The following is a 26,039-nucleotide window of genomic DNA, read 5'->3' on the forward strand; positions in this document are numbered from 1 at the left end:
TTATGTCAAAAATTCATGCAGCTATTACAGCTGTTAATGGCTATGTTCCTGACTATGTGCTTACAAATAAGGAGCTTGAAACAATGGTTGACACCAATGACGAGTGGATTGTCTCTCGTACAGGTATCAAAGAAAGACGCATCCTGAAAGGGGAAGGTAAAGCTACTTCAGATCTGGCTGTACCTGCAGTATTGGGTCTTTTGAAAAAAAGAGGAATTACTGCGGAAGAAATAGATCTGATTGTATTTTGTACGAGTACTCCTGACATGTTATTTCCGGCAACGGCGAATATACTTGCGGATAAAATCGGCGCAAAAAATGCCTGGGGATTTGATTTGCAGGCGGCTTGTTCGGGATTTTTATTCGGGCTGAACACGGCCTCACAATTTATTATTTCCGGTACTCACAAAAAAGTATTGGTGGTAGGTGCGGATAAAATGTCTTCAGTAGTCAATTACAAAGATCGCAACACCTGTATCCTGTTTGGTGATGGATGTGGTGCTGTATTGTTAGAACCAAACGAAGAAGGAATGGGTATTCAGGATGCCATCCTCAAAACGGACGGATCAGGCGGACAATACCTTAATATTAAAGGTGGAGGATCCTTAAATCCTGCAACGCATGAGACTGTAGATGCTGAAATGCACTATGCTTATCAGGAAGGCCGTACGGTATTCAAATTTGCGGTAACAAATATGGCTGACGTTGCAGCAGAGATCATGGACAAGAATAATCTGACATCTGCTGATATCAACTGGCTGGTACCTCATCAGGCTAATAAACGTATCATCGATGCGACAGCTGAGCGTGTAGGTCTGCCGGAAGAAAAAGTAATGGTTAATATCCAGAAATACGGAAATACGACCAGTGCGACTATTCCAATGTGTCTTTGGGAATGGGAGAGTCAATTGAAAAAAGGAGATAACCTGATCCTTGCCGCATTTGGCGGAGGATTTACATGGGGCTCTATTTATTTAAAGTGGGCATATTAATACCCTATTTATTTATTACCTTTACAGGCTAATTTTTTTGAAACATTAAACATTTAAACATCTAAAACCTGCTAATATGAGTATGGATATTAAACAAATACAAGATCTGATCAAATTCGTTGCAAAATCTGGTGTAAATGAAGTTGCAATCGAAGAAAAAGATTTTAAAATCACAATAAAGACTAATCAGGAACCTACAATCGTTACAGCTACTGTACCAGTTGCAGCTCCTGTCGCACAAGCTTTACCAGCTGCTCCTGTTGCAACTGCTCCTGCTGCTCCTGTTGCAGCCGCTGCTGCTGACAATAATGCAAACTACATCACTGTAAAATCTCCGATGATCGGAACATTCTACCGTGCTGCAGGTCCTGGTAAACCAAACTTTGCGAATGTTGGTGATGAGATCACTCCCGGAAAAGTTCTTTGCATCGTAGAAGCAATGAAACTTTTCAACGAAATTGAATCTGAAGTTTCAGGTAAAATCGTCAAAATCTTAATTGATGACGCTAAACCTGTTGAATACGATCAGCCATTATTCCTGGTAGATCCTAGCTAAGAATATACTTCTCTTATAAGGAAGTATTAGCATATTCAGCGAGAAATCGCCTAACAGAAACATCAATTAAGACTCATGTTTAAAAAAATATTAATTGCCAACAGAGGTGAAATCGCCTTACGCATCATTCGCACGTGTCGTGAAATGGGCATTAAGAGTGTTGCGGTTTATTCTACAGCAGACAGAGATAGTCTTCATGTCCGTTTTGCGGATGAAGCAGTCTGTATCGGACCTCCGCCAAGTAAAGATTCTTATTTAAATATCCCTAACATCATTTCTGCAGCAGAACTGACTAATGCAGATGCAATCCATCCTGGGTACGGATTTTTATCTGAAAATGCTCGTTTTTCTGCTATTTGTGCAGAGTACGGCATCAAATTTATCGGTGCTACAGCAGAACAGATCGAAAAGATGGGAGATAAATCTTCCGCTAAAGCAACTATGAAAGAGGCTGGCGTTCCTACAGTACCGGGTTCTGAAGGTTTATTAAGCAACGTCAAAGAAGGTATACAACTTGCCAATGAAATCGGATATCCGGTGATCATCAAAGCTACAGCAGGTGGCGGTGGTCGTGGAATGCGTATCATCTGGAAAGATGAAGATTTTGAAGGCGCATGGGATTCTGCACGTCAGGAGTCTGCAGCAGCTTTCGGGAACGACGGTATATATCTTGAAAAATATGTTGAAGAACCACGTCACATCGAGATTCAGGTCGTAGGTGACCAATACGGAACGGTATGTCACTTATCAGAACGCGATTGTTCGATTCAGCGTCGTCACCAAAAACTATTGGAAGAAGCACCTTCTCCGTTTATTACACCTGAACTTCGCCAGACAATGGGTGAAGCCGCTATTAAAGGCGCAAAAGCTGTTAATTACGAAGGTGCCGGAACAATTGAATTCCTGGTAGACAAACACCGTAATTTCTACTTTATGGAGATGAATACCCGTATTCAGGTAGAACATCCCGTAACTGAAGAGGTTATCAACTTTGACCTGATCAAAGAACAGATTAAAGTTGCAGCAGGGATTCCTATCTCCGGTAAAAACTACGAACCGACTATGCATGCTATAGAGTGTCGTATAAATGCTGAAGATCCGTTCCTGAACTTCCGCCCTTCACCGGGAAAGATTACTAATTTCCACTCTCCGGGTGGACATGGTGTGCGTGTAGATACACACGTGTACTCCGGATATACTATTCCTCCGAATTATGACTCTATGATCGCTAAACTGATCACTGTAGCGCAGACCCGTGAAGAAGCGATATCGACGATGGAAAGAGCATTAAGCGAATTTGTTATCGAAGGTATACATACAACTATCCCTCTGCATTTGAGAATCTTAAAGGATCCGAATTTCAGAGCCGGAAACTTCACAACTAAATTCATGGAGACTTTCGATCTGTCAAAGTATCCTGAAGAAGAGGAGAATACATAAAATTTCTTTTACAGAAGCAAAAAATACCATTCTTACCAATAAGAATGGTATTTTTGTTTTTCGCGATCATGTATTATGAGTAAAATGACTAAATCAAGCCTGGTTCAAGCTATTAAAGATAAAGGAAAGAATATTGAAGGAGAAATGTCCTTTTTCGACCATTTAGAGGTCTTAAGATGGCATATCATCCGTTCTGTATTAGCCGTAGCAGTATTTGCGACATTAGCTTTCACATTCTATGACTATGTGTTCAATGAAATTATTATGGGCCCTAAAAAGCTTGATTTCTGGACATACAGAATGATGTGTAAAGTTGGCGAATTACTACATATTGATGGTTTTTGTGTGGAAAGAATTCCATTCAACATTATCAATACCGAGATGGCAGGTCAGTTTATGTTACAGATTAACTCCTGTCTGATTACGGCTGTAGCCTTAGGATTCCCGTATCTTCTCTTTGAAGTATGGTTATTCGTCAAACCGGCTTTGACCGATGTAGAAAAACGGTCTGCGAGAGGGTTTGTTTTCTATGCGACTATTCTGTTTGCATTAGGAGTGCTTTTCGGATACTATATTGTTGTTCCACTTTCTGTGAATTTTCTTTCTAATGTATCATTAAGTGAAGAGATCACCAACCAGATTACCATTGATTCTTACCTGTCTACTATTGCGACACTATCCTTAGGCTGTGGAATAGTATTTTTATTACCAATCCTGATTTTTATTTTATCCAAAATCGGATTGATGACTCCCGAATTTATGCGGGCCAGCAGAAGATACGCTGTCGTTATCATTCTGGTCATTGCAGCCGTGATTACACCAAGTGCGGATGTCATTACTATGCTTACGGTGAGTGCACCAATGTTTATTCTTTATGAGATCAGTATCATGGTATCGGCAAATGTAAAGAAGGCAAGAGCTGCCAAAGAAAAAGAATTTTATAGTAATAAATAGAGAATATGAGTTCAGTAAAAACTATCGCTATCGGAGGCGATCACGCAGGATTTGACTACAAAAAAGAACTGATCCCCTTTCTGCAGGAGTTGGGTTATGAAGTAAAAGATTTTGGAGCCCATTCTACAGATTCTGTAGATTATCCGGATTTTGCGCATCCTGTAGCTTCCGCTGTGGAGAGCAAGGAATTTGACAAAGGTATACTTATCTGCGGTAGTGCTAACGGTGTAGCGATCACCGCTAATAAGCATCAGGAAATTCGTGCGGCAATATGCTGGCTGGAAGAAATTGCAGCATTAGCCCGTCAGCACAATGATGCGAATATTGTATGTATTCCTGCCCGTTTCATTAGTCTGGATCTGGCAAAAGCAATCGTAAAAACATTTATGACTACAGATTTTGAAGGCGGCCGTCACGCTAACCGCGTCAATAAAATCTCTTGTTAAGTATAACATTCCAGGGTAGCTCACCGCTACCCTATTTAATAAACCTATTTTCTGATGAAAAAACTTATAATACTTCTGAGTGTTCTGCCTTGGTTATACAGCTGTGCTTTTGCGCAGGAGCCTGTTCAGAAAAAGTACGCTGAAATGCTGAATGAGGAGAATGCGAAAAAACACCTTACTATTCTATCTTCCAAAGAATACGAAGGCCGGGGTACCGGACAGAAAGGTGGCGAAAAAGCAGCTCAGTATATTGCAGCCGAATTTAAAAGATTAGGATTGACAGCTCCGCAATCCGGTTATTTTCAAAAAATAAATCTGAAGAACAAACGTTTTGAAGTCAGTAAGTTCACTGTAGGAAATAATGATTTCAAAAACGGAAAGGACTTCTTTATTCTGGGAGATAATGAAAAGACAGTTATACAGGCTGAAGATATTGTATTTGTTGGATATGGTATTGAGGATGCGAAATACAACGATTATGAAAATATAGATGTCAGCAATAAGGTCGTTTTACTGATCTTAGATGATGAACCTACAGATAACGCTGGAAATTCCCTGATCACGGGTACTTCGAAGAAATCAGAATGGAGTACTTCCGGGAATAAAAAGCTGCAGCATCTTGTTAAAAAGAATCCTAAGCTAATTCTGGCGGCTTCAGTTACAACTGAACTTATGCTGAAAAGAATGGCTGGAAGATTGACCCAAGGCTCTTACGAATTGCAAAAGGATAAAGCAGAAAAGGGAGTTTCAGTAAATCCTGCAGTCGCATTTATCACACCTGCGATTGCAAATGATATTCTTCAGACGAAGAACATATCTTTTCAGAAATTCAAAGAAAATAACACCGTCCAGTCTACTCAGATACCCGTAAAATTCACTGCAGAATATGGAATTACTGAAGAGTTGCTTAATGATGCGAATGTATTAGGACTATTGGAAGGAACGGACCTGAAGGATGAAATAGTAGTCTTATCCGGTCACTATGATCATGACGGAATCGATGAGAACGGCACTATTTTTCCGGGGGCTGATGATAACGGCTCCGGTACAACCGGAGTATTGGATCTTGCCCGCGCGTTTGCTCAGGCTAAGGCTGATGGTCACGGCCCTCGCCGCAGCATTCTCTTTATTGCCTTTGCTGCAGAAGAAAAAGGTCTCCTTGGATCTGAGTATTACTCGGAGAATCCTGTATATCCCCTATCCAATACTGTGGTCTGTCTGAATATGGATATGATAGGTCGTATCGATGATAAACATCTGAATGGAAATCACAATTATATTCATGTTATCGGATCAGATAAACTGAGTTCCGAACTGCATGCAATCAATAAGAAAGCTAATGATGATTTTACAAAGATGGAACTGGATTATATGTATGATGATCCTAAAGATCCTATGCGTATTTATTACCGCTCTGATCAATATAATTTTGCCAAACACAAAATCCCTGTCATTTTCTATTTTTCAGGATTACACCCTCACTATCATACCCCAGAAGACACCATTGAAAAGATAGACTTTCCGATGATGGTCAAGCGTGAAAAATTAGCCTTTTACACAGCCTGGGAGATTGCCAATCGCGATAAAAAACTGGTCGTAGACAGTAACAAAGAATAAAAATTCTATTTCTTACCATAAATTGTAAAAGCCTTTTCCGTAATCTGGAAAAGGCTTTTTTAGTTTTCAGAACAAAAAGAAAACACTTGAATCATCGCTATTAGTTAATAATTGTTAATTAACTTTTATTAATCATATAGTTAAATATATTTTAATATTATTGTAGCATAATCAATAAACCCTTTATGAAATTATTGCTACTCGGGCTTTCTATGCTTATGTATCATCTTTCCTTTGCTCAATCTTCCGGATTAATTTCCGGTACTGTACACAATGCTGAAGACAAGATTTTGGAAAAAGCTACTGTAAGTGTTCTTAACAAAAAAGATTCAACTGTAGTTTCTTATACACTGACTGATGAAAAGGGAAATTTTCGTCTGGTTAAACTTCCGGTGGAACGGGAGCTTCTACTTTATATTTCACACATATCCGGACAACCTTTTCAACAGACACTTTCTCTTAAAGATCATGAAGCAAGGAATATGGGCGTTCTCAAACTATCCGAAAACTTGCTGGAAGAAGTCAATATCACGAGTGCCCCTCCTATCCGCATGTCAAAAGACACGTTGGAATATAATACGGCCTATTTCAAAACAAGACCCAATGCCAATGTAGAAGAACTACTGAAGCAGCTTCCGGGGCTTCAGGTGAATATGGATGGCACTATTTACTATCAGGGAAAAGAGGTGTCTTCTGTCAAAGTAAATGGAAAGGATTTTTTTGCCACGGATTTAAAAATCGCTACTAGAAATCTTGATGCTTCTCTTATCAAAACGGTACAGGTGTACAGAGATAAGGGAGAATCAAAGCGAATCGTTGAAAATGAGGAACGTCTTCCTGTAACGATCAATCTTAAGTTTAAAAAAGATTTTCTGAAAGCAGATTTTGGTAAAGTTTACGGCAGTGGCGGCACCCGTAAGCGATATGAGGCCGGGGGCTTGTTTAATACCTTCAGAGATACCTTACAATTGAGTTTTATAGGATTCGGCAATAATATCAACAGACAAAGTTTTGACTATGGCGAACTGCAGCAGCATGCAGGACTTGGAAGAGCGGAGAATTACGGGTTTGATAATTTCGGAGGACGGAATTACTGGGGTATAGGTAATGACGTTGCGGGCGGATTCAATCTCAATAATGACTGGGGAAGGAAAACAAAACTCAATTTCATGTATATGCTGTCCTACAACAATAATGACAGCGAAAACAGGAATAGCAGTACCTCTCTTTATGACGGAGAGAAGCAATTAGGCACATATTTCTCTGAAGCACAAAGCAAAGCATGGAAACACAATATCAAGACCTTGCTTCGGCATCGTTTTGACACAACGGCATATTTTGAATTTACACCTCGTCTGCAATTAGAAAACACTAAAAACAAGAATAGCAGTATCGGAGAAAACAGCACAGAATCCGCTATGCTCAACAGGAGTGAAAACAATAGTAATAGAGACCAGAAACAACTAACCTATGAACATGGATTTTTTATTGAAAAGCAAATAACACCAAATCATGTTGTTTCATTCAGAAATAATCTCAACATCAATAGTGGTCAAAATGATAATATCAATGAGCAAATCGCTCATATATACCAACAGAATAATGGGGCTGCACGCAACATATGGCAGAATATGAATGCAAAGAGAAAATCAGATAGTTTTGGAAACTCTTTCAATTATGGAAATAAGACTATAAAAAAGCTCAATTTCGAACTTTATTTTACATTTAATACCTCCCGTAGCCGTTCTACAGAATCACTTCTGATTAACAAAGATAATACCGGGACTGTACGGGCCACTGAACTTGAAAATAATTACAGATACAGGGATCAGGATTATATATCGGGAGTAAAGTTCTTTTGGAAACCTGTAGATAAGTTGTCCGTCAATTTCGGAACAGCTTATCAGACTAAAAAGAATTATTTTGACTTCCTGGAAATAGCACCGGATATCAATAAAAAACAAAGCTATTGGTTGCCTAATATTTCTGTACGGTATAAAGAACTGGAACTATCATGGTCTAAAGATCTGGAAGGTCCGGAGACACAACAAATCGTCGTCCAGCGCAGAGATCAGGATCCGTTGTATACCGTATTGCCATCTCTTAATTTCGATAATACAGAACGTCAGGATTTCAGATTAAGCTATAATAAATATGCACAGAAATATCAAATGGGAATCAATGGCGGATTTAACTCTAAGAACAGAAGCGTTGGATACAAAAGCTGGCGGGAGAATGAAACCGGACACTATACCATGCAGGCATTTCAGTCTGGTAAAGTCAGTGGAGCAAATGCTGCTTTCTACCTGCGTTATAATATATTGAACGGCAAAAAATGGCAACTTTATTTTTCTCAAAACTCGAATAGTTACAGTTATCAGAATTACTCTACCATCAATGATATCGATAATAAATCTACAACCTGGTCCAGCACCTTCACACAGGAATTATCTTTGATGTGGAACAATCTGATAGGGATATCTCCGAAATATTCTTTCTCTACCAACCGAAACTTTAATACTGTCAAAAATAATCCGGATTTTATTGAAAGTCAGTACAAGACACATACTTTTGGCATGGGTTTAAATATTAATCCGATAAAAGGGTTTTCTCTGGAATCCAGTTATTCGCTTGAAAACAGAGCAAGCGGTCTGAATGCACGACAAAATTTTAATATCCTGAACGCTTCGGTTTTCTATAATATCAATAGCCAGTCACAGATCAAATTATCGGGTTTTGATATACTCAATCAAAATAGCAGCAACTATTGGGGGACACAGGGCAATACGACCTATTATGTAAATTCAATTGTATTACGGCAGTACTTTTTATTAGGGTATGTTCATAAATTTAATCTGATAAAGGTAAAAGATTAAACCTTTCTGTAAATTGTATGTTTTCAAATAAACACGTAGTCTAAAGCAATAATTAAAATGGCATTTGTAGATTATTATAACATATTGGGGCTGGATAAGTCCGCTTCTCAGGATGATATAAAAAAAGCTTACCGCAAACTTGCCCGGAAGTACCATCCTGATCTCAATCCGAATGATGAAACAGCAAAACAAAAATTTCAGGAAATCAATGAAGCAAATGAAGTGCTTACAGATCCTGAAAAACGTAAAAAGTATGATCAGTACGGAGAGAACTGGAAACATGGGGAAGAATATGAGAAAGCTCAGCAACAATACAGACGGAGTTCCGGGGCAGGCAACCCATTTGCCGGAGGAGGCAGTGATTCAAATGCATACTCCGGAAACTTTGATGACAGTCAGTTTTCCGATTTTTTCGAGCAAATGTTTGGAAGCCGTCGTGGCGGAGGAAGACAAAGTACATTCAAAGGTCAGGATTTTAATGCGGAGTTACACCTCACCTTACAGCAAGCTTATACTACGCATCAGCAGACTTTTACGGTCAACGGGCAGAATATCCGGATCACGATCCACGCTGGTGTAGAAGACGGGCAGAAGATAAAATTAAAAGGACACGGCAGCGAAGGAATAAACGGAGGACCTAAAGGAGATCTCTATATTACATTTACGGTGGATAAGGATCAACGATTCAGAAGAGAAGGAAATGATCTGTATACGAATCTGGATATCGATCTTTACACCGCTATTTTAGGTGGAGAAGCAACTCTGGATACCTTCGGAGGTAAGGTTAAACTTAAAATCAAACCTGAAACACAGAACGGAGCCAAGATGCGCTTAAAGGGTAAAGGATTTCCGGTCTATAGAAAAGAGGATCAGTTCGGAGATCTGTATGTTACGATCAATGTACAAATCCCGACACAGCTCTCTGAAGAAGAGAAAGCACTATTCAAACAATTAGCTGAACTAAAAAAGTAAGTGATGGAAACTACAAAAATTAAGATAATAGACTTTTGTCATTCCAGAAAGGTGGAGGCATCTTTTATTCAGATACTAAGGGATAGCGAATTGATCCATATTACTGTAGAACATAATGTAGAATACGTAGATGAGGACGAGTTGAGAAATCTGGAACGCTTTGCTGCATTATATTATGATCTGGATGTCAATCCTCAAGGGATAGAAGTCGCACACCATTTGTTGCAGAAGGTAGAACGTCTGCAGGAAGAATTACGTCTGCTACAGGCTAAAATGAGAAGTCTGGAACAGGGATAACTCTCCGGTAGCCCTGATGTTATAGTACCCGATTCAGAAAGTGATCTATTTTTTCCAGCATTGGAGTAAACCAGGGCTCATAAAACCAAAAAGTATGGGGCGAAGGATCAAAGGTACAGACTTCAGCATCTGTCCCGTATTTTTTCAGCTTCAGGATCATATCATCCCTTCCGGCATGAAACCGGGGAAAGGAACTATTCATAAATAACACCGGAGCGGTTCTTTTACTGACCTGGTACAGAGCCGATGCCTGCTCCCAAACTTTAGGGACCTCTTCATATTTACCTCCAAGCCATAAGGCCGCGACTTCACCTTCAGCAGATTCGGGATGATGAAAAGCTAATACACCGTCAATATTCACAGTAGCCTGAACCTGCTTGCGCTTATCCGTATGATTATTAGTACCCAGCAAACTGGCGAGCTGTCCGCCTGAAGATGTACCCAGTGTTACTATTTTTCGTTTATCAATCTGGTATTGGTCTGCATGCTTCCTGGCCCATGCAATCGCATCTTGTATATCATCCACCGCTGCAGGATACTTTGCCTCCAGAGATAATCTGTATCCGACACTGAGCACTACATATCCCCGAAGAGAAAGGTAAGAAGCAAAGCCGGCCATCATATCTTTATCACCCGAACGCCAGCCTCCGCCATGAATCATAATGACACAAGGATATTTCCGATTCTGCTTAGTGGGAGCATACATATCCAACAGAAGTTTTCTGTCTCCTATTTCTTTGTAAAGAATATTTTTTTGAGTCCGGATATCGTCTCCTTGGTATTCGGCAACTGTACGGATATCCGGAAATTTTTTCCGATCCTTCTGATAAGCACTGTTAAGTGTAAAACTGGTATCGCGCGGGAAATCAGATTGAGCTGATACAGTAGCTGTCAGCAGAATAAACAGAAGAACGAAGAAACTACGCATATGCTTCATATCGAATACCATTTCTTATTGATTTTTTAATGGATCCCAGTCCCCGAAAACTTTTTGGAGAGCATAATCCTTATTATTGTACTTCCTCCATTGCCGGCTCCATGTTACACGCCCCGAAAGATCTGCGGCGCCGGCACCATAATTAGCCATCTCGATGTAAGTGGCTGTCTTATATTTGTCCGGAAACATTTTATCTCCGTTCCAGGGATCCCAGCCTTTAGCTGTTATATGCTCCCCCAGTTCACACCGGATAAACACTGTTTTGGCATAAGGTCGCCATGGTCTGCCCAGATACACTTTAGTTACCGCTTTATCTTTGGTTATCAGTTTACAATCTTGGAATATAAATCCAAATGCCGATTGTTGGGTCGTAGATGCAGCAGTGATATATGAATTGCTCCGGCTCTCAATAACACAGTTTTTAAAAAAGGCAGTGGCAGCTCCAAAAATAAAATCGGTCGATCCGGAGATATAGCAGTCCTCCACATAATTTCGTGTACCATCTTTCGCCAGATAAAAAGAATCCTGCCACCCTGATATACTGCAGTTTTTGACGGCCACTCTGTCCGCTTCCAGGTGTAAAGCCACTGCCTGACCTACTGGGCCTGCAGTATTTTCAATGGTCAGATTTTCCAGTCTCGTATCATTACCCTGTACCAGAACTGTATAAGACAGGTAAGTATTTATCTTATCCAGACCTGTTGTCTTGTCAGGATTGTCCTTTCCTGAAAAATCATCATACCGGATAATCGTTCCTTCTCTGCTCTCTCCCACGATATGGATATAACGTTTCCACGCCGGAATAATCAGTTTCTCGCGATAAATACCGTTCCTTACAAATATCTGTACGGGTTGTTCAAAATGGTCTCTTACCGCATAAACGGCTTCCTGTATTGTCCTGAAATCAGCCGTACCTTGCTGTGCAACTGTAAGTTTCAGGGGTTGCTGCGCAAACACTGTTGTATACAACAGCAGAAACCATATTGTGATCTTAGTCTTCATTATCTGAGTTTTTCTATCCGCAGCCAATCTACATCTGCATATCCGCTGTCGTTGATCTGCTGATCACGAATAGCGTACAGACCGAGAGTCGCTCCTATCCATCGCCCGGGTTTAGCCACAAACTTATCCTCTATCGCTGTAAATTTCTGCCCGTCCAGACTATATGACCAATTACAGACAGCCCCTTTCCGGACTTCTACCCGAAGATAAACATATTGTTCCTTCTCCACTTTAGTCAATAGCTTTTCCTGTTCCGTTCCCGATTTCAATCCGTTTGTACATTTTGCATAGTAAAGCGCAGGTCCCTCAGCCGATTGCCGGATAAACAGGGTTGAATAATTTTCTCCCAATACTGTGAAACCTGCTCTTTCATTCTTTAATTTTTCATTAGGAATAAGCTTTAGCTTTGTCGTAACCATGAATTCATCTGCAGGCATTTTCTGTGTAAGGATATTTGGTACATCCAGTAAATTCTTATACGAAGAGGGTACATTTACCGTATACAATTTGAGATGTCCGGCATCACTTGGCATTAGCCAGCTTCCGTCCGGATTTGCCTGCCATTGCCACTGTTTACCCAATAAAGTTGTTTCAAACTCATCAGATTCAGCAGGAGTTGCTACAGGATAAGTCTTCCCTACGTTCGGCTTTCTGAACTTCATTACAGGTTCGCCTGTTCCTGTCCCATTTTTATCTGTGCCAATGACAGGCCAGTCATTCACCCACTTCATAGGTTGTAAATGTACGACACGTCCATAGGCATCTTTATCTTGAAAATGTACAAACCAGTCTTCTCCGCTTTGTGTATCTATCCATGCGCCCTGATGAGGTCCGTTGACTGGCGTATTTCCCTGATGCATGACTACTTTACGCTCATATGGTCCATAAATATCCTTAGACCGGAGTACCAGCTGCCAGCCTGTAGAAACTCCGCCCGCGGGAGCAAAAAGGTAATAATACCCGTTACGCTTATATACTTTAGGTCCTTCAATTGTCGGATCCAGTTTATGCCCGTCATATACAATCACTCCCCTGTCCAATACCGCTGTCCCTGCTTCATTCATACGTGCTATAGCCAAGACACTTTTCAATCCGGCACGACTGCCCGCATAAGCGAAAGCAAGGTAATGCTGTCCGTCTTCATCACGGAAGGGACAGGGATCGATAAGTCCCTTTCCTTCAAATACCAGAACAGGTTCAGACCACGGCCCTGCAGCATCTTTTGCTTTCACCATATATATACCATAGTCAGGATCTGGATAATAGATATAAAATTCATTATTATAATGACGGATAGCCGGAGCCCACACCCCGTTCCCATGCTGCACTTTCTGAAATACATCATAAGGTTGCTGTTGCGGAAGGACATGTGTTAAGATAGTCCAGTTAACCAAATCCTTCGAATGCAATAACGGAATCCCCGGTACATGATTGAAACTGGAAGCTATCATATAAAAATCATCTCCTACACGAATTGCATCAGGGTCGGAATAGTCTGCATTCAAAATTGGATTTTGGTAATAGCCATCTCCAAGATCAGCTACCCAGACACTGGAAGGTGAGCCCTTTGGTTGTTGGGCATAAGCAAAATGAGTTAAGGAGCTAATACTAAACAGCAAGAATGAAATTTTCAATGGTAGTCTCATAAGACAGAAATAAGATTTACAATTTTTAATGGCTTATATATGCCATTCGGTAATCGGTCAGTACAAGAATAGCCCATTTACATTAAAATAGCAATGTATTACTACGCAATCGTTGCCGGTATCGATTGCGGATTTATTCCCATGAAAACAGGACTTTTTTCATCCATTAATGAGTAATTTGGATTCACGCCAATCAAATTGTAAAGAAAAAACAACCAATTTAAGAATCCATTGCGATGAGGAATTTAGTGCTTTTTACGGTTATACTATTTACGGGACTTCAATATGCTGTTGCCCGATCCTATGATTATAGTGTTGCACAGGATGGCAGCGGACAGTTCAAAACAGTACAAGAAGCTTTGAATGCCGTACCTGATTTTCGCAAGACAGTCACCACTATCTATATCAAAAACGGGATTTATAAAGAAAAACTCATTCTGGCCGGATCAAAACAAAATGTCAGACTAATCGGTGAACAGGTAGATAAGACCATATTGACTTACGAAGACTTTGCGCAACGTAAAAATACATTTGGAGAAGAAAAGGGGACTTCGGGCTCTTCGAGTGTATACCTGTACGGAGATGGATTTGTAGCAGAGAATATTACTTTTCAGAATTCTGCCGGCCCGGTTGGCCAGGCGGTAGCGGTATGGGTAGCCAGTGACCGTGCGGTTTTTTCAAACTGTCGTTTTTTAGGTTTTCAGGATACGCTCTACACCTATGGCAAAGGTAGCCGGCAGTATTACTACAACTGCTATATAGAAGGAACTGTAGATTATATCTTCGGATCTTCTACAGCCTGGTTTGAAGAATGTGAACTGCACTGCAAAAACAGCGGATATATCACTGCTGCTTCTACTCCTGATACAGTTGCCTATGGATATGTTTTCAACAAATGCCATATTACGGGCGACAAGGATACCAAACGTTTTTATCTGGGACGCCCATGGAGACCTTATGCCAAAGTTATTTTTATGAATAGCCAGCTGCCGGCTTTTATTGCAGCAGAAGGCTGGCACAATTGGGGTAAGGAAAGTAATGAACAAACCGTGTATTACGCAGAATATAATAATACAGGTACAGGAAGTTTGTCACAAAACAGAGTCAAATGGTCACACCAACTCTCTGAAGATGAAGCCCGAAAAGTAACTTTAGAGGCTGTTTTTAAAGATTGGAACCCTTTATTGTCTCTCCGGTAGACAGCATTTACCGGTAACGATTGCATAGATTTCTCTTCAATTTTAATAGGAAACAACGTACACTTGCTATGAACAAACCAGTTATATATTTAGGATACCATATGATGATACAGATCAAAACAATAGTATTGGGTTTAAAGTTTGCGCTTCTGGGATGGTTTACACTCTCCTCATACGATTCAGCTCAAGCACAGACAGCTCCTTCTCTACCTAGCATTAAACAAGTCAACATAAAAGCCGATACCATCAGTATTGTACGCTTTGGCGCTCAGGGTGACGGTATTTCACTGAACACGCAACCGATAAACAGGGCCATTGCAGAAACGAGTCAAAAGGGAGGCGGAGTCGTATTAATCCCTGCCGGTGTATGGGTAACAGGTCCGATAGAACTGAAGAGTAATATCAATCTGCATATACAGCGGGATGCTATTCTGCTGTTCACGGATGATTTTGATCAGTATAAATTAGTGGAAGCAAATTGGGAAGGTCAGCCGGCATGGCGTAACCAAAGTCCTATCTCCGGAAGTAATCTTGAAAATATAGCAATCACAGGGACAGGTATTATCGATGGTAACGGTGGTGCATGGCGAATGGTCAAAAAAAGTAAAATGACAGCCTCCCAGTGGAAAAAAATGGTGGAATCCGGCGGGGTACTGAATGAGGAGAAAAATATATGGTATCCTTCAGCAAGTTCGCTGAATGGTTCTAAAACAAAAAATCCAAGTGCTGTGGTACCGGGAAAGACTGCTGCAGACTATGCGGATGTTAAAGATTTTTTCAGACCTAACTTGTTAGTTTTGAACAACTGTAAACAGATTCTTCTTGAAGGAGTCACTTTCCAGAATTCACCGGCATGGAATCTCCATCCCTTACTATGTCAGGATCTGACAGTGCGCAATGTAATGGTCAGAAACCCATGGTATGCACAGAATGGTGACGGGATCGATATTGAGTCCTGCAAAAATGTATTGGTAGAAAACAGCACCTTCGATGTCGGTGATGATGGTATATGCATCAAGTCCGGGCGTGACGAAGCGGGTCGTCTGCGTGCTGTTCCTACGGAAAATGTTATTATCCGCAACAATGTAGTCTATCATGCGCACGGTGGTTTTGTAATCGGAAGTGAAATGAGTGGCGGAGCCCGCAACATCTGGGTATATGACTGTTCATTTATCGGAACAGACATTGGTTTGCGTTTCAAGACAACCCGTGGCCGTGGCGGTGTTGTGGAGAATATTTTTATAGATCGTATCAGCATGTTTGATATTCCGGGAGAAGCTATTCTGGTAGACATGTATTATGAAGCAAAAGATCCTATTCCGTTGATTGGAGACAAACAGGAAGCGGTCAAAGCCGTTACACTTCCGGTCACTGAAGCGACTCCACAATTTCGCAATTTCAAAATCAAAGATGTTGTAGTGAACGGAGCCGAAAAAGCAATTTTCTTCAGAGGTTTACCGGAGATGAACATCAAGGGAATGAGTCTGGAAAATATTTCTATCAAGTCAAAAAAAGGAATTGAGATCATTGAATCGACAGATATAGAGCTGAAAAATGTAAAGGTTATCACACCTGAAACGAAACCGGTCGTGCATATTGACAATAGCCAGAACATCAAATTTTCGGCATTCAGTTATCCTGCCGGTTCAGAAACACTATTTCAGGTCTCCGGCGAGAAAAGCAAAAATATCAGCGTCTCAGGTACAGATGTATCTAAAGCCAAGCAGACATCAGATCTTAGTCCAGGTATATCTAAAAACGTAATCAAAATAGCTAAATAGCAGCCTCATGATGAAAAGATTATTCTTCTATATACAAGTCATTTTAGTACTTCAGATACCTTCGGCATTTGCGCAAAAAGCTACTTCCGAGCAAATGGCCCTTACTGTTATCGACAAAATGTTTAAAGATGAAACTTTTGTCAATAAAAAGAAAGGTCCGAAATGGACATATGATTTGGGAGTAACCCTCGAAGGGATGACCGAAGTCTGGCGTAACACCGGAGACGGAGTCTATTTCAATTATATTCAGAACTGGATGGATCAATATGTAGATAATGAGGGTAACATCAGAAATTATAAACTTGCTGACCACAACATTGATAATGTAAAAAACGGCCGTACCTTGCTGATGCTGTATAAGGTAACACGAAAAGATAAATATTTAAAAGCTGCCTCTATCCTGTTTGATCAGCTCAAGGAGCATCCGAGAACCAAACAGGGCGGATTCTGGCACAAGAAAGTCTACCCCTACCAAATGTGGCTGGACGGACTTTATATGGGACAGCCTTTCTATACGGAATATGCTGTACTCATGAACAAACCTGAAGTATTCAATGATGTAGCAGATCAGTTCCGCTTCATGGAACAAAATGCCCGTGACCCGAAAACAGGATTGTTATATCATGGCTGGGACGAATCCCGTCAGGAAAAATGGTCTGACCCTCAGACCGGTCTTTCCCCTCATATCTGGGCACGGGGAATGGGTTGGTTTACAATGGCATTGGTAGATGTACTGGATAATTTCCCGGCAGATCATCCGCGCAGACCGGAACTGTTAGCTATTTTGAATCGTACAGCAAAAGCTATTGTTGATTTTCAGGACAAAAAATCCGGAGTCTGGTATGATATATTGAATGTAAACAGAAAAGAAAACTATTTTGAATCTTCAGCATCGAGTATGTTTGTTTACGGCCTTGCCAAATCTGTTCGTAAAGGCTACATTTCCGAATCCTACCTTCCTGCAGTTCGCAAAGGATATCAGGGATTACTGAAAGAATTTGTTACAACAGCAGGACCAGATCGTGTAGACCTGAACAAGACTGTAGCAGTATCCGGATTAGGTGGCTCCAAGAATTACAGAGACGGATCTTTCGAATACTATATGAGCGAGCCAGTTATTTCCAATGATCCTAAAGGTGTAGGACCCTTTATGCTGGCTGCTTTAGAGCTTGAATGGATCAATGCTCCGAAAAAAGGAAAGGGTAAAGTCGTCACACTTGACAATTATTACAATAATGAATACAAAGTAGAGCCTTCCGGACTGAAAGAACCTTACCACTACCTCTGGAACGGGGAAGATAACAATGGTTTTTCTTTTATGGGCAGAATTTTTAATCGTAGCGGCGCAATTACCAATACGTTAAGGACAGCTCCCGATGCACAGCAATTAAAAGGAAGCAATATTTATATTATCGTTGATCCGGATACAGAAAAAGAAACTGAAAACCCTCACTTTATGAATGAAAAAGAGGCTTCAGCTATAGAAAAATGGGTCAAAGCAGGTGGCGTCCTTGTGCTCTTATTAAATGATAGTGGCAATTGTGAAATTGTGAAGTTCAACACACTATCCAAAAAATTCGGAATCACCTTTAATGAAGACAGCCGTAACCGCGTACAAGGCAAAAACTTTGAACAGGGAGCAATCCTGATTCCCAAATCAAATCCGATTTTCAAGACAACATCAAAAATCTACATCAAAGAAATTTCTACCCTACAGATTAAAAAACCTGCTGTAGCCAATCTTACAGATCAGGGTGATATCATCATTGCTACTGCGAAATATGGTAAAGGTACCGTCTTTGCAGTGGGAGATCCCTGGTTTTATAATGAGTATATCGACGGACGTAAATTGCCTGCCGAATATCAAAACTGGAATGCCACTAATGATCTGGTAAACTGGTTAATCAGTCAATCAAAATAACAAAAGAGGACGTATGAAAAAGACTTTAGGAATATTGTTTATACTGATAAGTGCCGGCATTGTCCATGCACAGACCCAGACGGATAGTCTGGCAGATAAAATGCTGCGTTATCAGTTACCTGTAGGAGCATGGTCTAAACAGCTCGCTGATAAATCCACAGTAGATTATTCTAAACCGATAGATAAATCTCTGGCCGATAAGATTCGCAAGACTACAGATCAGTATGCAACTATAGATAATAAAGCTACATCACGTGAAATTGAATATCTGATACAGGCTTACCACAAAACTAAAAATCCTAATTATCTGAAAGCGGTAGAAAGAGGTATAGAATATCTGTTGAAAATGCAGTATCCAAACGGTGGATTTCCGCAGTATTATCCCAATGCCTCTCTTTACAGGGGTGAAATCACGTACAACGATAATGCGATGATTAATGCCCTGGATATTCTTTACAATGTATCGAACAAACTTGAAGGGTATGAAGTGGTACGTTCCGGGCTTAGCAAACGGGCTCAAGATGCTGTAAAACGCGGATTAGACTGTATTCTGAAAACACAGGTCAGACAGAACGGAACGCTCACCATCTGGGCGGCACAATATGACCAGAATACGCTCCAACCGGCCAAGGCACGCAACTTTGAACCTGCATCGCTGAGCAGCAGCGAATCTATGGGAGTTGTCAAATTTCTAATGCGCTTTGAACAGCCTTCTGCAGAAGTAATCCAGGCCGTCAAATCTGCCAAGAAATGGTTTGAATCAAACGATATTGAGGGTTATCGTTTTGATTTCACTAAAGATCCTGCAACAAATAAACCTACCCGCCAGCTTGTAAAAGATCCGGATGCTGTGGTATGGGCACGTTTTTATGACCTGAAAGATAATCGTCCCATCTTCGGAGACAGGGATAATTCCATCAAATACAACTTGTCTGAAGTCAGTGAAGAACGGCGTAATGGCTACGCATGGTATGGCGTATGGCCGCTGAATTTTGTTCAAAAAGATTATCAAAAGTGGTTAAAGAAAAATAAGATAGAAGAATAAAAGAAAATACAATGATACTCAACAAAAGAAATTTAGAACATATACAGCATACCGAACTGGTAAAACCGTCGGCCAATCTTCTCGATCTTCCTGAAAAAGTATTGCAGTTCGGAACAGGTGTATTGTTACGCGGACTGCCGGATTATTTTATTGACAACGCCAATCGTCAGGGTATCTTCAATGGAAGGATTCTTGTCGTCAAATCTACCAGTCAGGGTGACGTCGATGCATTTTCCACACAGGATGGTCTGTATACATTAGCTATACGTGGAATAGAAGAAGGCAATAAAATACACGAGAATATTATTAACTCATCCATCAACCGCGTACTTTCTGCAGCAAACGATTGGAAAGAAATTTTGAAAGCTGCGCATAGCCCCGAGATGCAGGTCGTTTTCTCTAATACGACTGAAGTCGGGATTGTGATGAGTGAAGATAAAGTAACAGATATGCCACCATCCTCTTATCCGGGCAAACTGCTTGCATTTCTATATGAAAGATTCAACGCTTTTGGCGGCTCTCCTGAGAGCGGAATGGTGATCGTACCTGCCGAATTAATAAGTGATAACGCAACCAAACTTCAACAGATCGTGTTTGATCTGGCCGTACAAAATAATCTGGAAGAAACATTTATCAACTGGCTAAAAGAAAATAATCATTTCTGCAATACACTGGTTGACAGAATTGTACCCGGAAAACTTCCGCAGGAAGAGCAAGAGATATTGGAACAGCAACTCGGATATACAGATGATCTTACTATCATGGCAGAACCCTTCCGACTCTGGGCTATAGAATCTCAACATCCCCGAGTTGCAGAAATACTTTCCTTTGCGCAAGCAGACAAAGGGATATTTATCGCCCCATCGATCAGCAAATTCAAAGAACTGAAGCTACGCTTACTTAATGGCACGCATACTTTAAGCTGTGCCCTGGCCATATTAGCGGGGTTTGAAACCGTTAAAGAGGCAATGCAGGATGAGGCTTTCAAAGCTTACATCAAGGCACTGATGGAAGACGAAATATCTGCAGCAATCCTGAGTAACAGTATTAGCCGTGAGGATACGGCTTCATTTGCGAATAGTGTTATAGATCGCTTTAGAAACCCTTCACTCGAACATAAATGGCAGTCCATAGCGATGAACTATACCTCAAAAATGGAGATGCGAAACCGGGAACTGTTTGAAAAATGGTATCAAAAATATGAACATGTACCGCAGCACATGGCTTTAGGTTTTGCTGCTTATCTGCTTTTTATGAACAGTAAAAGCACAAGCGATGGCTACTGTACAACTGTAGGAGAAAAGAAGTATATACTACAGGATGAACATGCTCCCCTGCTGGCAAGCTATTGGAACGATCCGGAAACACTGGTAGAAAAAGTTCTGGCAGATCCAAATCTATGGGGTGCTAACCTGAACAATTTACCGGGCTTTGCCGCAAGTGTAAGCAAACAATTGAATACATTAAAAAACAGCGGTGCAATATCGGCAATCGAATCTTTACAGGCTGAAAAAACAATATAATAAAACATGGTAACCAGAATTTTAAAAATCCATCCCAATGATAATGTATTAGTGGCTTTACAAAATTTAGTCAAGGGGGAGACTATTATTTATGATGGAGAAAATTATACTTTACTCGATGATATTCCTGCCAAACATAAATTCTTTATGCAGGAAATGAATGCAGGAGATCCCATAATGATGTATGGCGTATTGGTTGGAAAAGCTCAGCACCATATCGGTAAAGGCGGATTAATGGATACTGAAAATACCAAACACGCTTCCGAACCGTATGAATATCGCCCCTACCATTACGAATGGCATGCACCAGACGTGTCTAAGTTTGAAGGTCGTACATTCAATGGTTATGTGCGTCCGGATGGTCGTGTCGGGACTGCGAACTATTGGTTATTCATCCCTACTGTATTCTGTGAAAATCGTAATCTGGATGTCATCCGCGAAGCCCTTCACAATGAACTTGGCTATGCTGTCACAGATAAATACAAGACCTATACACGTCATCTGGTCGAAGCCTACAAAAATGGTGCAGACCTGTCTGCTGCAGACGAATTGTCTTTAGCAGCCAGTCAAAGCAAAGCCGGACGTCTCTTCAAAAATGTAGACGGAATCAAGTTTCTGAATCATCAGGGAGGGTGTGGAGGGACACGTCAGGATGCAGCTGTACTCAGCAAATTATTGGCAGCATACGCGGACCATCCTAATGTAGCAGGTGTGACCATCCTCAGTCTTGGATGCCAGAATCTGCAGGTGAAGGATTTTTTAGAAGATCTCAAAAACCGTAATCCGCACTTTGACAAACCGATGTTCATCTTCGAACAACAGCAATCTCAAAGTGAAGAACAACTGATCAAGGAAGCTATCCAAAAGACATTTGTCGGACTCACTGAAGTTAATGAAACAGAACGTCAGCCGGCACCGGTAAGTAAATTGGTGTTAGGTGTCAAATGTGGTGGCAGTGACGGGTTCAGTGGCATCAGTGCCAATCCTGCAGTAGGATATACCTCAGATCTTCTCGTCACACTTGGGGGTACAGTACTGTTAGCCGAATTTCCGGAACTGTGTGGTGCAGAGCAGAATCTGATAGACAGAACTATTGATGAATCTGCCGCCCGCAAATTTATACAGCTCATGACAGCGTACAGCAATGCTGCGGAAAATGCGGGTTCCGGATTCCATATGAACCCCTCACCCGGTAATATAAAAGACGGCCTTATTACAGATGCCATAAAAAGTACAGGAGCAGCAAAAAAGGGAGGAAATTCTCCTGTTGTAGATGTATTGGATTACACCGAACCGGCCACAAAACCGGGACTGAATCTGGTCTGTACACCAGGCAATGATGTAGAAGCCACTACTGGTAAAGCGGGTTCAGGAGCAACGTTAATTCTGTTTACCACAGGATTGGGTACACCTACAGGTAATCCGGTATGCCCTGTAATAAAAGTCGCAACAAATAATGCACTTACAGCTAGAATGGGAGACATTATAGATATAAACACAGGTCCTATAATAGAAGGTGAAAAGACAATAGCACAAATGGGAGAAGACATTCTGGAGTACTGTATCAAAGCAGCAAGTGGTGAGATTATCCCTAAAGCTGTACTGCTTAATCAGGACGATTTTATCCCATGGAAAAGAGGAGTAAGCCTTTAATTTCTCCGGATACAGAACAACAAATATTAGAACATAAAAAGTATTACAACTTACTCAAAATGAAAAGCTTTCTAGATCCAAACTTTCTTTTACATTCAAAGACCGCTCAAGACTTATATCATAATTTTGCTAAGAATCAACCTATCATTGATTATCATAATCACCTGATACCTGAACAGATTGCCAATAATGCGTCTTTCGAAAATATCAGCCAGGTATGGCTAAACGGAGATCACTACAAGTGGCGTGCTATGCGTACCAACGGTGTCAATGAAAAATATATAACCGGAAATGCGTCTGATGAAGAGAAATTCAGAAAATGGGCCGAAACAGTTCCTTCGACCATGCGCAATCCGCTGTATCACTGGACGCATCTGGAATTGCAAAGATATTTCGACATTACGGATCTGCTATCATCAAAGACAGCAGATAAAATCTATGCAGAGACTGCTGCCAAATTACAGACACCGGAATACTCGGTAAGAGGATTATTGAAAAAAATGAATGTAGAAGTCGTCTGTACAACAGACGATCCGACTGACAGCTTAAACTATCACCAACAATTCGCCGCTGAGAAAGAGTCTTTCAAAATGTTACCCGCATTTCGTCCTGATAAAGCGATGAATAGTGATGATATAGAGGCGCTGAATGCATATATCAATAAACTGGAATCTGTATCTGACCGCTCCATATCCACCCTACAGGACTATCTGGATGCCTTGAAAAAACGTCATGATTTCTTCGCTGAAAATGGATGCTCTGTTTCTGATCATGGACTGGAACAAATCTATGCAGAAGACTATACAGAACAGGAGATCGCAGACATCTTCGCTAAGATCAGATCCCGCCAGACCATCTCCTGTCAGGAAAATCTGAAATTCAAATCGGCTATGTTGATCTATTTTGCGGAATGGGATCATGAAAAAGGCTGGGTACAGCAGTATCATCTGGGAGCACTGCGTAATAATAACAGCCGTATGCTCAGCATACTCGGTCCGGATACCGGATGGGATTCTATTGGTGATTTTAGTCAGGCAAGAGCCCTATCCAAATTTTTAAACAAGCTGGATACACAGGATAAATTAGCGAAAACTATTATCTATAACCTCAATCCTGCTGATAATGAGCTGATCGCTACTATGATCGGCAATTTCAATGACGGGTCTGTAGCCGGTAAGATCCAGTTTGGATCAGCCTGGTGGTTTCTGGATCAGAAAGATGGTATGACCAAACAAATGAATGCCCTTTCCAATATGGGACTGTTGAGTCGTCTTGTAGGGATGCTGACAGATTCGCGCAGCTTCCTGTCCTTTCCGCGTCATGAATATTTCAGAAGATTGCTGTGTGATCTTTTTGGACAGGATGTAGAAAACGGAGAATTGCCAAATGATATGGAAGAAATCGGAAAGATCATCGCTGATATTTCTTATTTCAATGCCAAAAACTACTTTAAGTTCTAATCCGGCATGATTGATCAAGATTTTCGTGGAGCAGGAAAAGGTAAGGTATTAAGTTTTGGCGAACTTCTGTTACGTATCTGTCCGGATGGAAATGGAATGTGGCTGGCCGAAAACAAACTTCCGTTTTACATCGGAGGTGCAGAATTGAATGTGGCTACTGCCCTGGCCCTGTGGGATGTTCCTTCTTCTTATCTAACCGCTGTACCCGATCATGCGATAGCACATGATATTGTCAATTCTGTATCCGGTATAGGTGTAGATATGGACCCTGTACTATTCTCAGGTAATCGCTTTGGGATCTATTATCTTCCGAAGGGAAAAGACCTTAAAAATGCGAGTGTAGTATATGACAGAGCCAATTCTTCTTATGCAGAATTAAAACCCGGTGATATTGACTGGAATAGCGCTTTTGACGGCGTTTCCTGGTTCCATTTCAGTGCTATTTGCCCGGCTATCAGCCAGGACATTGCCGATATATGTTTTCAGGCAGTAAAAGCAGCTTCAGAAAAAGGAATTACCGTTTCCTTAGATCTGAATTACCGAAGTAAACTGTGGAAATATGGAAAAGAACCTTTGGAAATATTACCAGAACTGGCTCCCTATTGCACACTTATAATGGGAAATATTTGGGCTGCAAATAAAATGCTGGGTACAGCACTTCATGATTCTTTGACTGGAAGTACAGAATATGAAAGAGATATCCTGTTGGAACAGGCAGCAGAAACATCAAAAGAGATCATCGCTGCATATCCCAATTGTAAAGCTGTAGCCAATACCTTCAGATTCGATTACGGCCAAGGCATACGCTATTATACCACACTCTTTACACAAGGAGAACTGACCGTATCCAATGAATATATTTCTACTCAGATATTGGATAAAGTAGGAAGCGGAGATTGTTTTATGGCTGGCCTTATCTATGGATTTTACCATCAGCTAACTGCTAAAGAAACATTATCTTTTGCAACAGCAGCAGCCTATGACAAGCTTTTTATCCCTAGTGATGCAACGACCAGCAGTGTGGAGGATGTACTAAAAATGAAAACAGAAAATGAGCAATAAAAGACAAGTAGTACTGGATGCTATTCTTCAGCAAGGTATGCTTCCCCTGTTTTATCAGGACAGCGAAGAAGGCACCATAGCATTGGTGCGTGTACTGTACAAAGCCGGAATATGTGTATTTGAATATACAAACAGAGGAGATTTCGCTTTAAAAAATTTCAAAAAACTGATCGCTGTCCGGGATCAGGAGCTTCCGGGATTATACGTAGGAATCGGCACAATCACCACTGCAAGGCAGGCGGAAGATTTTGTGACTGCAGGAGCAGATTTCCTGGTCGCCCCTACCATCAATCCGGAAGTAGCAGCTATAGCAAAGAAAAATGAACTGTTATGGATTCCGGGATGTATGACACCTACAGAGATTAGTCTTGCACAACAGCATCAGGCAGCACTTATTAAAATATTTCCGGCCAACATACTGGGTCCGGAATTTATTTCTTCGATTAAGGATCTGTTCCGCGGGCAATTGTTCATGCCTACCGGAGGTGTTGAACTACAAGTTGACAACCTTCATAAATGGTTTAAATCAGGAGTGTGTGCCGTAGGCATGGGGAGCAAACTGATCAGCCAGGAAGTCATGGAAAAAGGATTGTACAATGAATTATATGATAAAACAGTATTAGCGCTGAAGCTGGTACAAGAAAGTAAATATTAAACCTA

General features: G+C 40.9%; 21 protein-coding genes. 18 read left to right on the forward strand and 3 right to left on the reverse strand.

The features are described from left to right. Window positions 1-2: 2 nt before the first annotated feature. The 9 genes from I6J02_RS03535 (at window position 3) to I6J02_RS03575 (ending at window position 10,150) form a co-directional block, all read left to right on the forward strand. The gene (locus tag I6J02_RS03535; RefSeq protein ID WP_201680479.1) at window positions 3-992 is read left to right on the forward strand and encodes a beta-ketoacyl-ACP synthase III; all 990 of its coding nucleotides are present in this window, start codon (window positions 3-5) and stop codon (window positions 990-992) included. Window positions 993-1,068: 76 nt separating this feature from the next. Beyond that, on the forward strand, window positions 1,069-1,548 hold the full coding sequence (accB, locus tag I6J02_RS03540; RefSeq protein ID WP_201680480.1) for an acetyl-CoA carboxylase biotin carboxyl carrier protein: 480 nt from the start codon (window positions 1,069-1,071) through the stop codon (window positions 1,546-1,548). 75 nt (window positions 1,549-1,623) lie between these two features. Further along, on the forward strand, window positions 1,624-2,988 hold the full coding sequence (gene accC, locus I6J02_RS03545) for an acetyl-CoA carboxylase biotin carboxylase subunit (protein WP_201680481.1): 1,365 nt from the start codon (window positions 1,624-1,626) through the stop codon (window positions 2,986-2,988). A 75-nt stretch (window positions 2,989-3,063) separates the two neighbouring features. Further along, the gene (gene tatC, locus I6J02_RS03550; protein WP_201680482.1) at window positions 3,064-3,942 is read left to right on the forward strand and encodes a twin-arginine translocase subunit TatC; all 879 of its coding nucleotides are present in this window, start codon (window positions 3,064-3,066) and stop codon (window positions 3,940-3,942) included. 5 nt (window positions 3,943-3,947) lie between these two features. Beyond that, the gene (gene rpiB, locus I6J02_RS03555; RefSeq protein ID WP_201680483.1) at window positions 3,948-4,388 is read left to right on the forward strand and encodes a ribose 5-phosphate isomerase B; all 441 of its coding nucleotides are present in this window, start codon (window positions 3,948-3,950) and stop codon (window positions 4,386-4,388) included. 54 nt (window positions 4,389-4,442) lie between these two features. After that, window positions 4,443-6,005 (forward strand): M28 family peptidase, encoded by a 1,563-nt coding sequence (locus I6J02_RS03560; protein ID WP_201680484.1) that lies wholly within the window; start codon window positions 4,443-4,445, stop codon window positions 6,003-6,005. Window positions 6,006-6,190: 185 nt separating this feature from the next. Beyond that, window positions 6,191-8,881 (forward strand): carboxypeptidase regulatory-like domain-containing protein, encoded by a 2,691-nt coding sequence (locus tag I6J02_RS03565; protein ID WP_201680485.1) that lies wholly within the window; start codon window positions 6,191-6,193, stop codon window positions 8,879-8,881. Window positions 8,882-8,938: 57 nt separating this feature from the next. Beyond that, a complete protein-coding gene (locus I6J02_RS03570) occupies window positions 8,939-9,853 on the forward strand; it encodes a DnaJ C-terminal domain-containing protein (RefSeq protein ID WP_201680486.1) in 915 nt (304 codons plus the stop codon). A 3-nt stretch (window positions 9,854-9,856) separates the two neighbouring features. After that, window positions 9,857-10,150, forward strand: coding sequence for a chaperone modulator CbpM (locus I6J02_RS03575; protein WP_236582274.1), 294 nt, complete (start codon window positions 9,857-9,859; stop codon window positions 10,148-10,150). Window positions 10,151-10,169: 19 nt separating this feature from the next. On the opposite strand, the gene I6J02_RS03580 is transcribed toward I6J02_RS03575, so the two are convergent. Genes I6J02_RS03580 through I6J02_RS03590 form a run of 3 tightly spaced genes read right to left on the reverse strand, consistent with a single transcriptional unit; the run spans window position 10,170 to window position 13,717 of the window. Further along, entirely contained in the window at window positions 10,170-11,087 is a 918-nt protein-coding gene (locus I6J02_RS03580; protein WP_236582275.1) for an alpha/beta hydrolase, read from the reverse strand. Between the two features lie 15 nt (window positions 11,088-11,102). After that, complete coding sequence (locus I6J02_RS03585; RefSeq protein WP_201680489.1) at window positions 11,103-12,089, reverse strand: pectinesterase family protein; 987 nt, start codon at window positions 12,087-12,089, stop codon at window positions 11,103-11,105. Then, window positions 12,089-13,717, reverse strand: coding sequence for a glycoside hydrolase 43 family protein (locus tag I6J02_RS03590; protein WP_411028020.1), 1,629 nt, complete (start codon window positions 13,715-13,717; stop codon window positions 12,089-12,091). Before I6J02_RS03590 ends, I6J02_RS03585 begins: the two co-directional genes overlap by 1 nt. Window positions 13,718-13,971: 254 nt before the next feature. Between I6J02_RS03590 and I6J02_RS03595 the strand changes: the two genes are divergently transcribed. The 9 genes from I6J02_RS03595 (at window position 13,972) to I6J02_RS03635 (ending at window position 26,034) form a co-directional block, all read left to right on the forward strand. Beyond that, complete coding sequence (locus I6J02_RS03595; RefSeq protein WP_201680490.1) at window positions 13,972-14,934, forward strand: pectinesterase family protein; 963 nt, start codon at window positions 13,972-13,974, stop codon at window positions 14,932-14,934. 68 nt (window positions 14,935-15,002) lie between these two features. After that, window positions 15,003-16,715 carry a glycoside hydrolase family 28 protein gene (locus I6J02_RS03600; RefSeq protein ID WP_201680491.1) on the forward strand — a complete coding sequence of 571 codons (1,713 nt, stop codon included), beginning with the start codon at window positions 15,003-15,005 and terminating at the stop codon, window positions 16,713-16,715. A 10-nt stretch (window positions 16,716-16,725) separates the two neighbouring features. Then, entirely contained in the window at window positions 16,726-18,636 is a 1,911-nt protein-coding gene (locus I6J02_RS03605; protein ID WP_201681644.1) for a glycoside hydrolase family 105 protein, read from the forward strand. Window positions 18,637-18,649: 13 nt separating this feature from the next. Beyond that, complete coding sequence (pelA, locus tag I6J02_RS03610; protein WP_201680492.1) at window positions 18,650-19,681, forward strand: pectate lyase; 1,032 nt, start codon at window positions 18,650-18,652, stop codon at window positions 19,679-19,681. Between the two features lie 11 nt (window positions 19,682-19,692). Further along, window positions 19,693-21,204, forward strand: coding sequence for a tagaturonate reductase (locus I6J02_RS03615; protein WP_201680493.1), 1,512 nt, complete (start codon window positions 19,693-19,695; stop codon window positions 21,202-21,204). Between the two features lie 6 nt (window positions 21,205-21,210). After that, complete coding sequence (locus tag I6J02_RS03620) at window positions 21,211-22,857, forward strand: UxaA family hydrolase (RefSeq protein ID WP_201680494.1); 1,647 nt, start codon at window positions 21,211-21,213, stop codon at window positions 22,855-22,857. 59 nt (window positions 22,858-22,916) lie between these two features. After that, on the forward strand, window positions 22,917-24,317 hold the full coding sequence (uxaC, locus tag I6J02_RS03625) for a glucuronate isomerase (RefSeq protein WP_201680495.1): 1,401 nt from the start codon (window positions 22,917-22,919) through the stop codon (window positions 24,315-24,317). 6 nt (window positions 24,318-24,323) lie between these two features. Continuing rightward, the gene (locus I6J02_RS03630; protein ID WP_201680496.1) at window positions 24,324-25,379 is read left to right on the forward strand and encodes a sugar kinase; all 1,056 of its coding nucleotides are present in this window, start codon (window positions 24,324-24,326) and stop codon (window positions 25,377-25,379) included. Continuing rightward, a complete protein-coding gene (locus tag I6J02_RS03635) occupies window positions 25,369-26,034 on the forward strand; it encodes a bifunctional 4-hydroxy-2-oxoglutarate aldolase/2-dehydro-3-deoxy-phosphogluconate aldolase (RefSeq protein ID WP_201680497.1) in 666 nt (221 codons plus the stop codon). The genes I6J02_RS03630 and I6J02_RS03635 overlap by 11 nt, the downstream gene beginning before the upstream one ends. Window positions 26,035-26,039 lie beyond the last annotated feature (5 nt).

This window comes from Sphingobacterium spiritivorum (assembly GCF_016725325.1).
In the GTDB taxonomy this organism is placed as follows: Bacteria; Bacteroidota; Bacteroidia; order Sphingobacteriales; family Sphingobacteriaceae; genus Sphingobacterium.

What these genes read in the sequence shown, in the direction of transcription:
- I6J02_RS03535 (WP_201680479.1), top strand. Translation starts at nt 3, where the DNA reads ATGTCAAAAATTCATGCAGCTATTACAGCTGTTAATGGCTATGTTCCT.
- accB (WP_201680480.1), top strand. Translation starts at nt 1,069, where the DNA reads ATGAGTATGGATATTAAACAAATACAAGATCTGATCAAATTCGTTGCA.
- accC (WP_201680481.1), top strand. Translation starts at nt 1,624, where the DNA reads ATGTTTAAAAAAATATTAATTGCCAACAGAGGTGAAATCGCCTTACGC.
- tatC (WP_201680482.1), top strand. Translation starts at nt 3,064, where the DNA reads ATGAGTAAAATGACTAAATCAAGCCTGGTTCAAGCTATTAAAGATAAA.
- rpiB (WP_201680483.1), top strand. Translation starts at nt 3,948, where the DNA reads ATGAGTTCAGTAAAAACTATCGCTATCGGAGGCGATCACGCAGGATTT.
- I6J02_RS03560 (WP_201680484.1), top strand. Translation starts at nt 4,443, where the DNA reads ATGAAAAAACTTATAATACTTCTGAGTGTTCTGCCTTGGTTATACAGC.
- I6J02_RS03565 (WP_201680485.1), top strand. Translation starts at nt 6,191, where the DNA reads ATGAAATTATTGCTACTCGGGCTTTCTATGCTTATGTATCATCTTTCC.
- I6J02_RS03570 (WP_201680486.1), top strand. Translation starts at nt 8,939, where the DNA reads ATGGCATTTGTAGATTATTATAACATATTGGGGCTGGATAAGTCCGCT.
- I6J02_RS03575 (WP_236582274.1), top strand. Translation starts at nt 9,857, where the DNA reads ATGGAAACTACAAAAATTAAGATAATAGACTTTTGTCATTCCAGAAAG.
- I6J02_RS03580 (WP_236582275.1), bottom strand. Translation starts at nt 11,087, where the DNA reads ATGAAGCATATGCGTAGTTTCTTCGTTCTTCTGTTTATTCTGCTGACA.
- I6J02_RS03585 (WP_201680489.1), bottom strand. Translation starts at nt 12,089, where the DNA reads ATGAAGACTAAGATCACAATATGGTTTCTGCTGTTGTATACAACAGTG.
- I6J02_RS03595 (WP_201680490.1), top strand. Translation starts at nt 13,972, where the DNA reads ATGAGGAATTTAGTGCTTTTTACGGTTATACTATTTACGGGACTTCAA.
- I6J02_RS03600 (WP_201680491.1), top strand. Translation starts at nt 15,003, where the DNA reads ATGAACAAACCAGTTATATATTTAGGATACCATATGATGATACAGATC.
- I6J02_RS03605 (WP_201681644.1), top strand. Translation starts at nt 16,726, where the DNA reads ATGAAAAGATTATTCTTCTATATACAAGTCATTTTAGTACTTCAGATA.
- pelA (WP_201680492.1), top strand. Translation starts at nt 18,650, where the DNA reads ATGAAAAAGACTTTAGGAATATTGTTTATACTGATAAGTGCCGGCATT.
- I6J02_RS03615 (WP_201680493.1), top strand. Translation starts at nt 19,693, where the DNA reads ATGATACTCAACAAAAGAAATTTAGAACATATACAGCATACCGAACTG.
- I6J02_RS03620 (WP_201680494.1), top strand. Translation starts at nt 21,211, where the DNA reads ATGGTAACCAGAATTTTAAAAATCCATCCCAATGATAATGTATTAGTG.
- uxaC (WP_201680495.1), top strand. Translation starts at nt 22,917, where the DNA reads ATGAAAAGCTTTCTAGATCCAAACTTTCTTTTACATTCAAAGACCGCT.
- I6J02_RS03630 (WP_201680496.1), top strand. Translation starts at nt 24,324, where the DNA reads ATGATTGATCAAGATTTTCGTGGAGCAGGAAAAGGTAAGGTATTAAGT.
- I6J02_RS03635 (WP_201680497.1), top strand. Translation starts at nt 25,369, where the DNA reads ATGAGCAATAAAAGACAAGTAGTACTGGATGCTATTCTTCAGCAAGGT.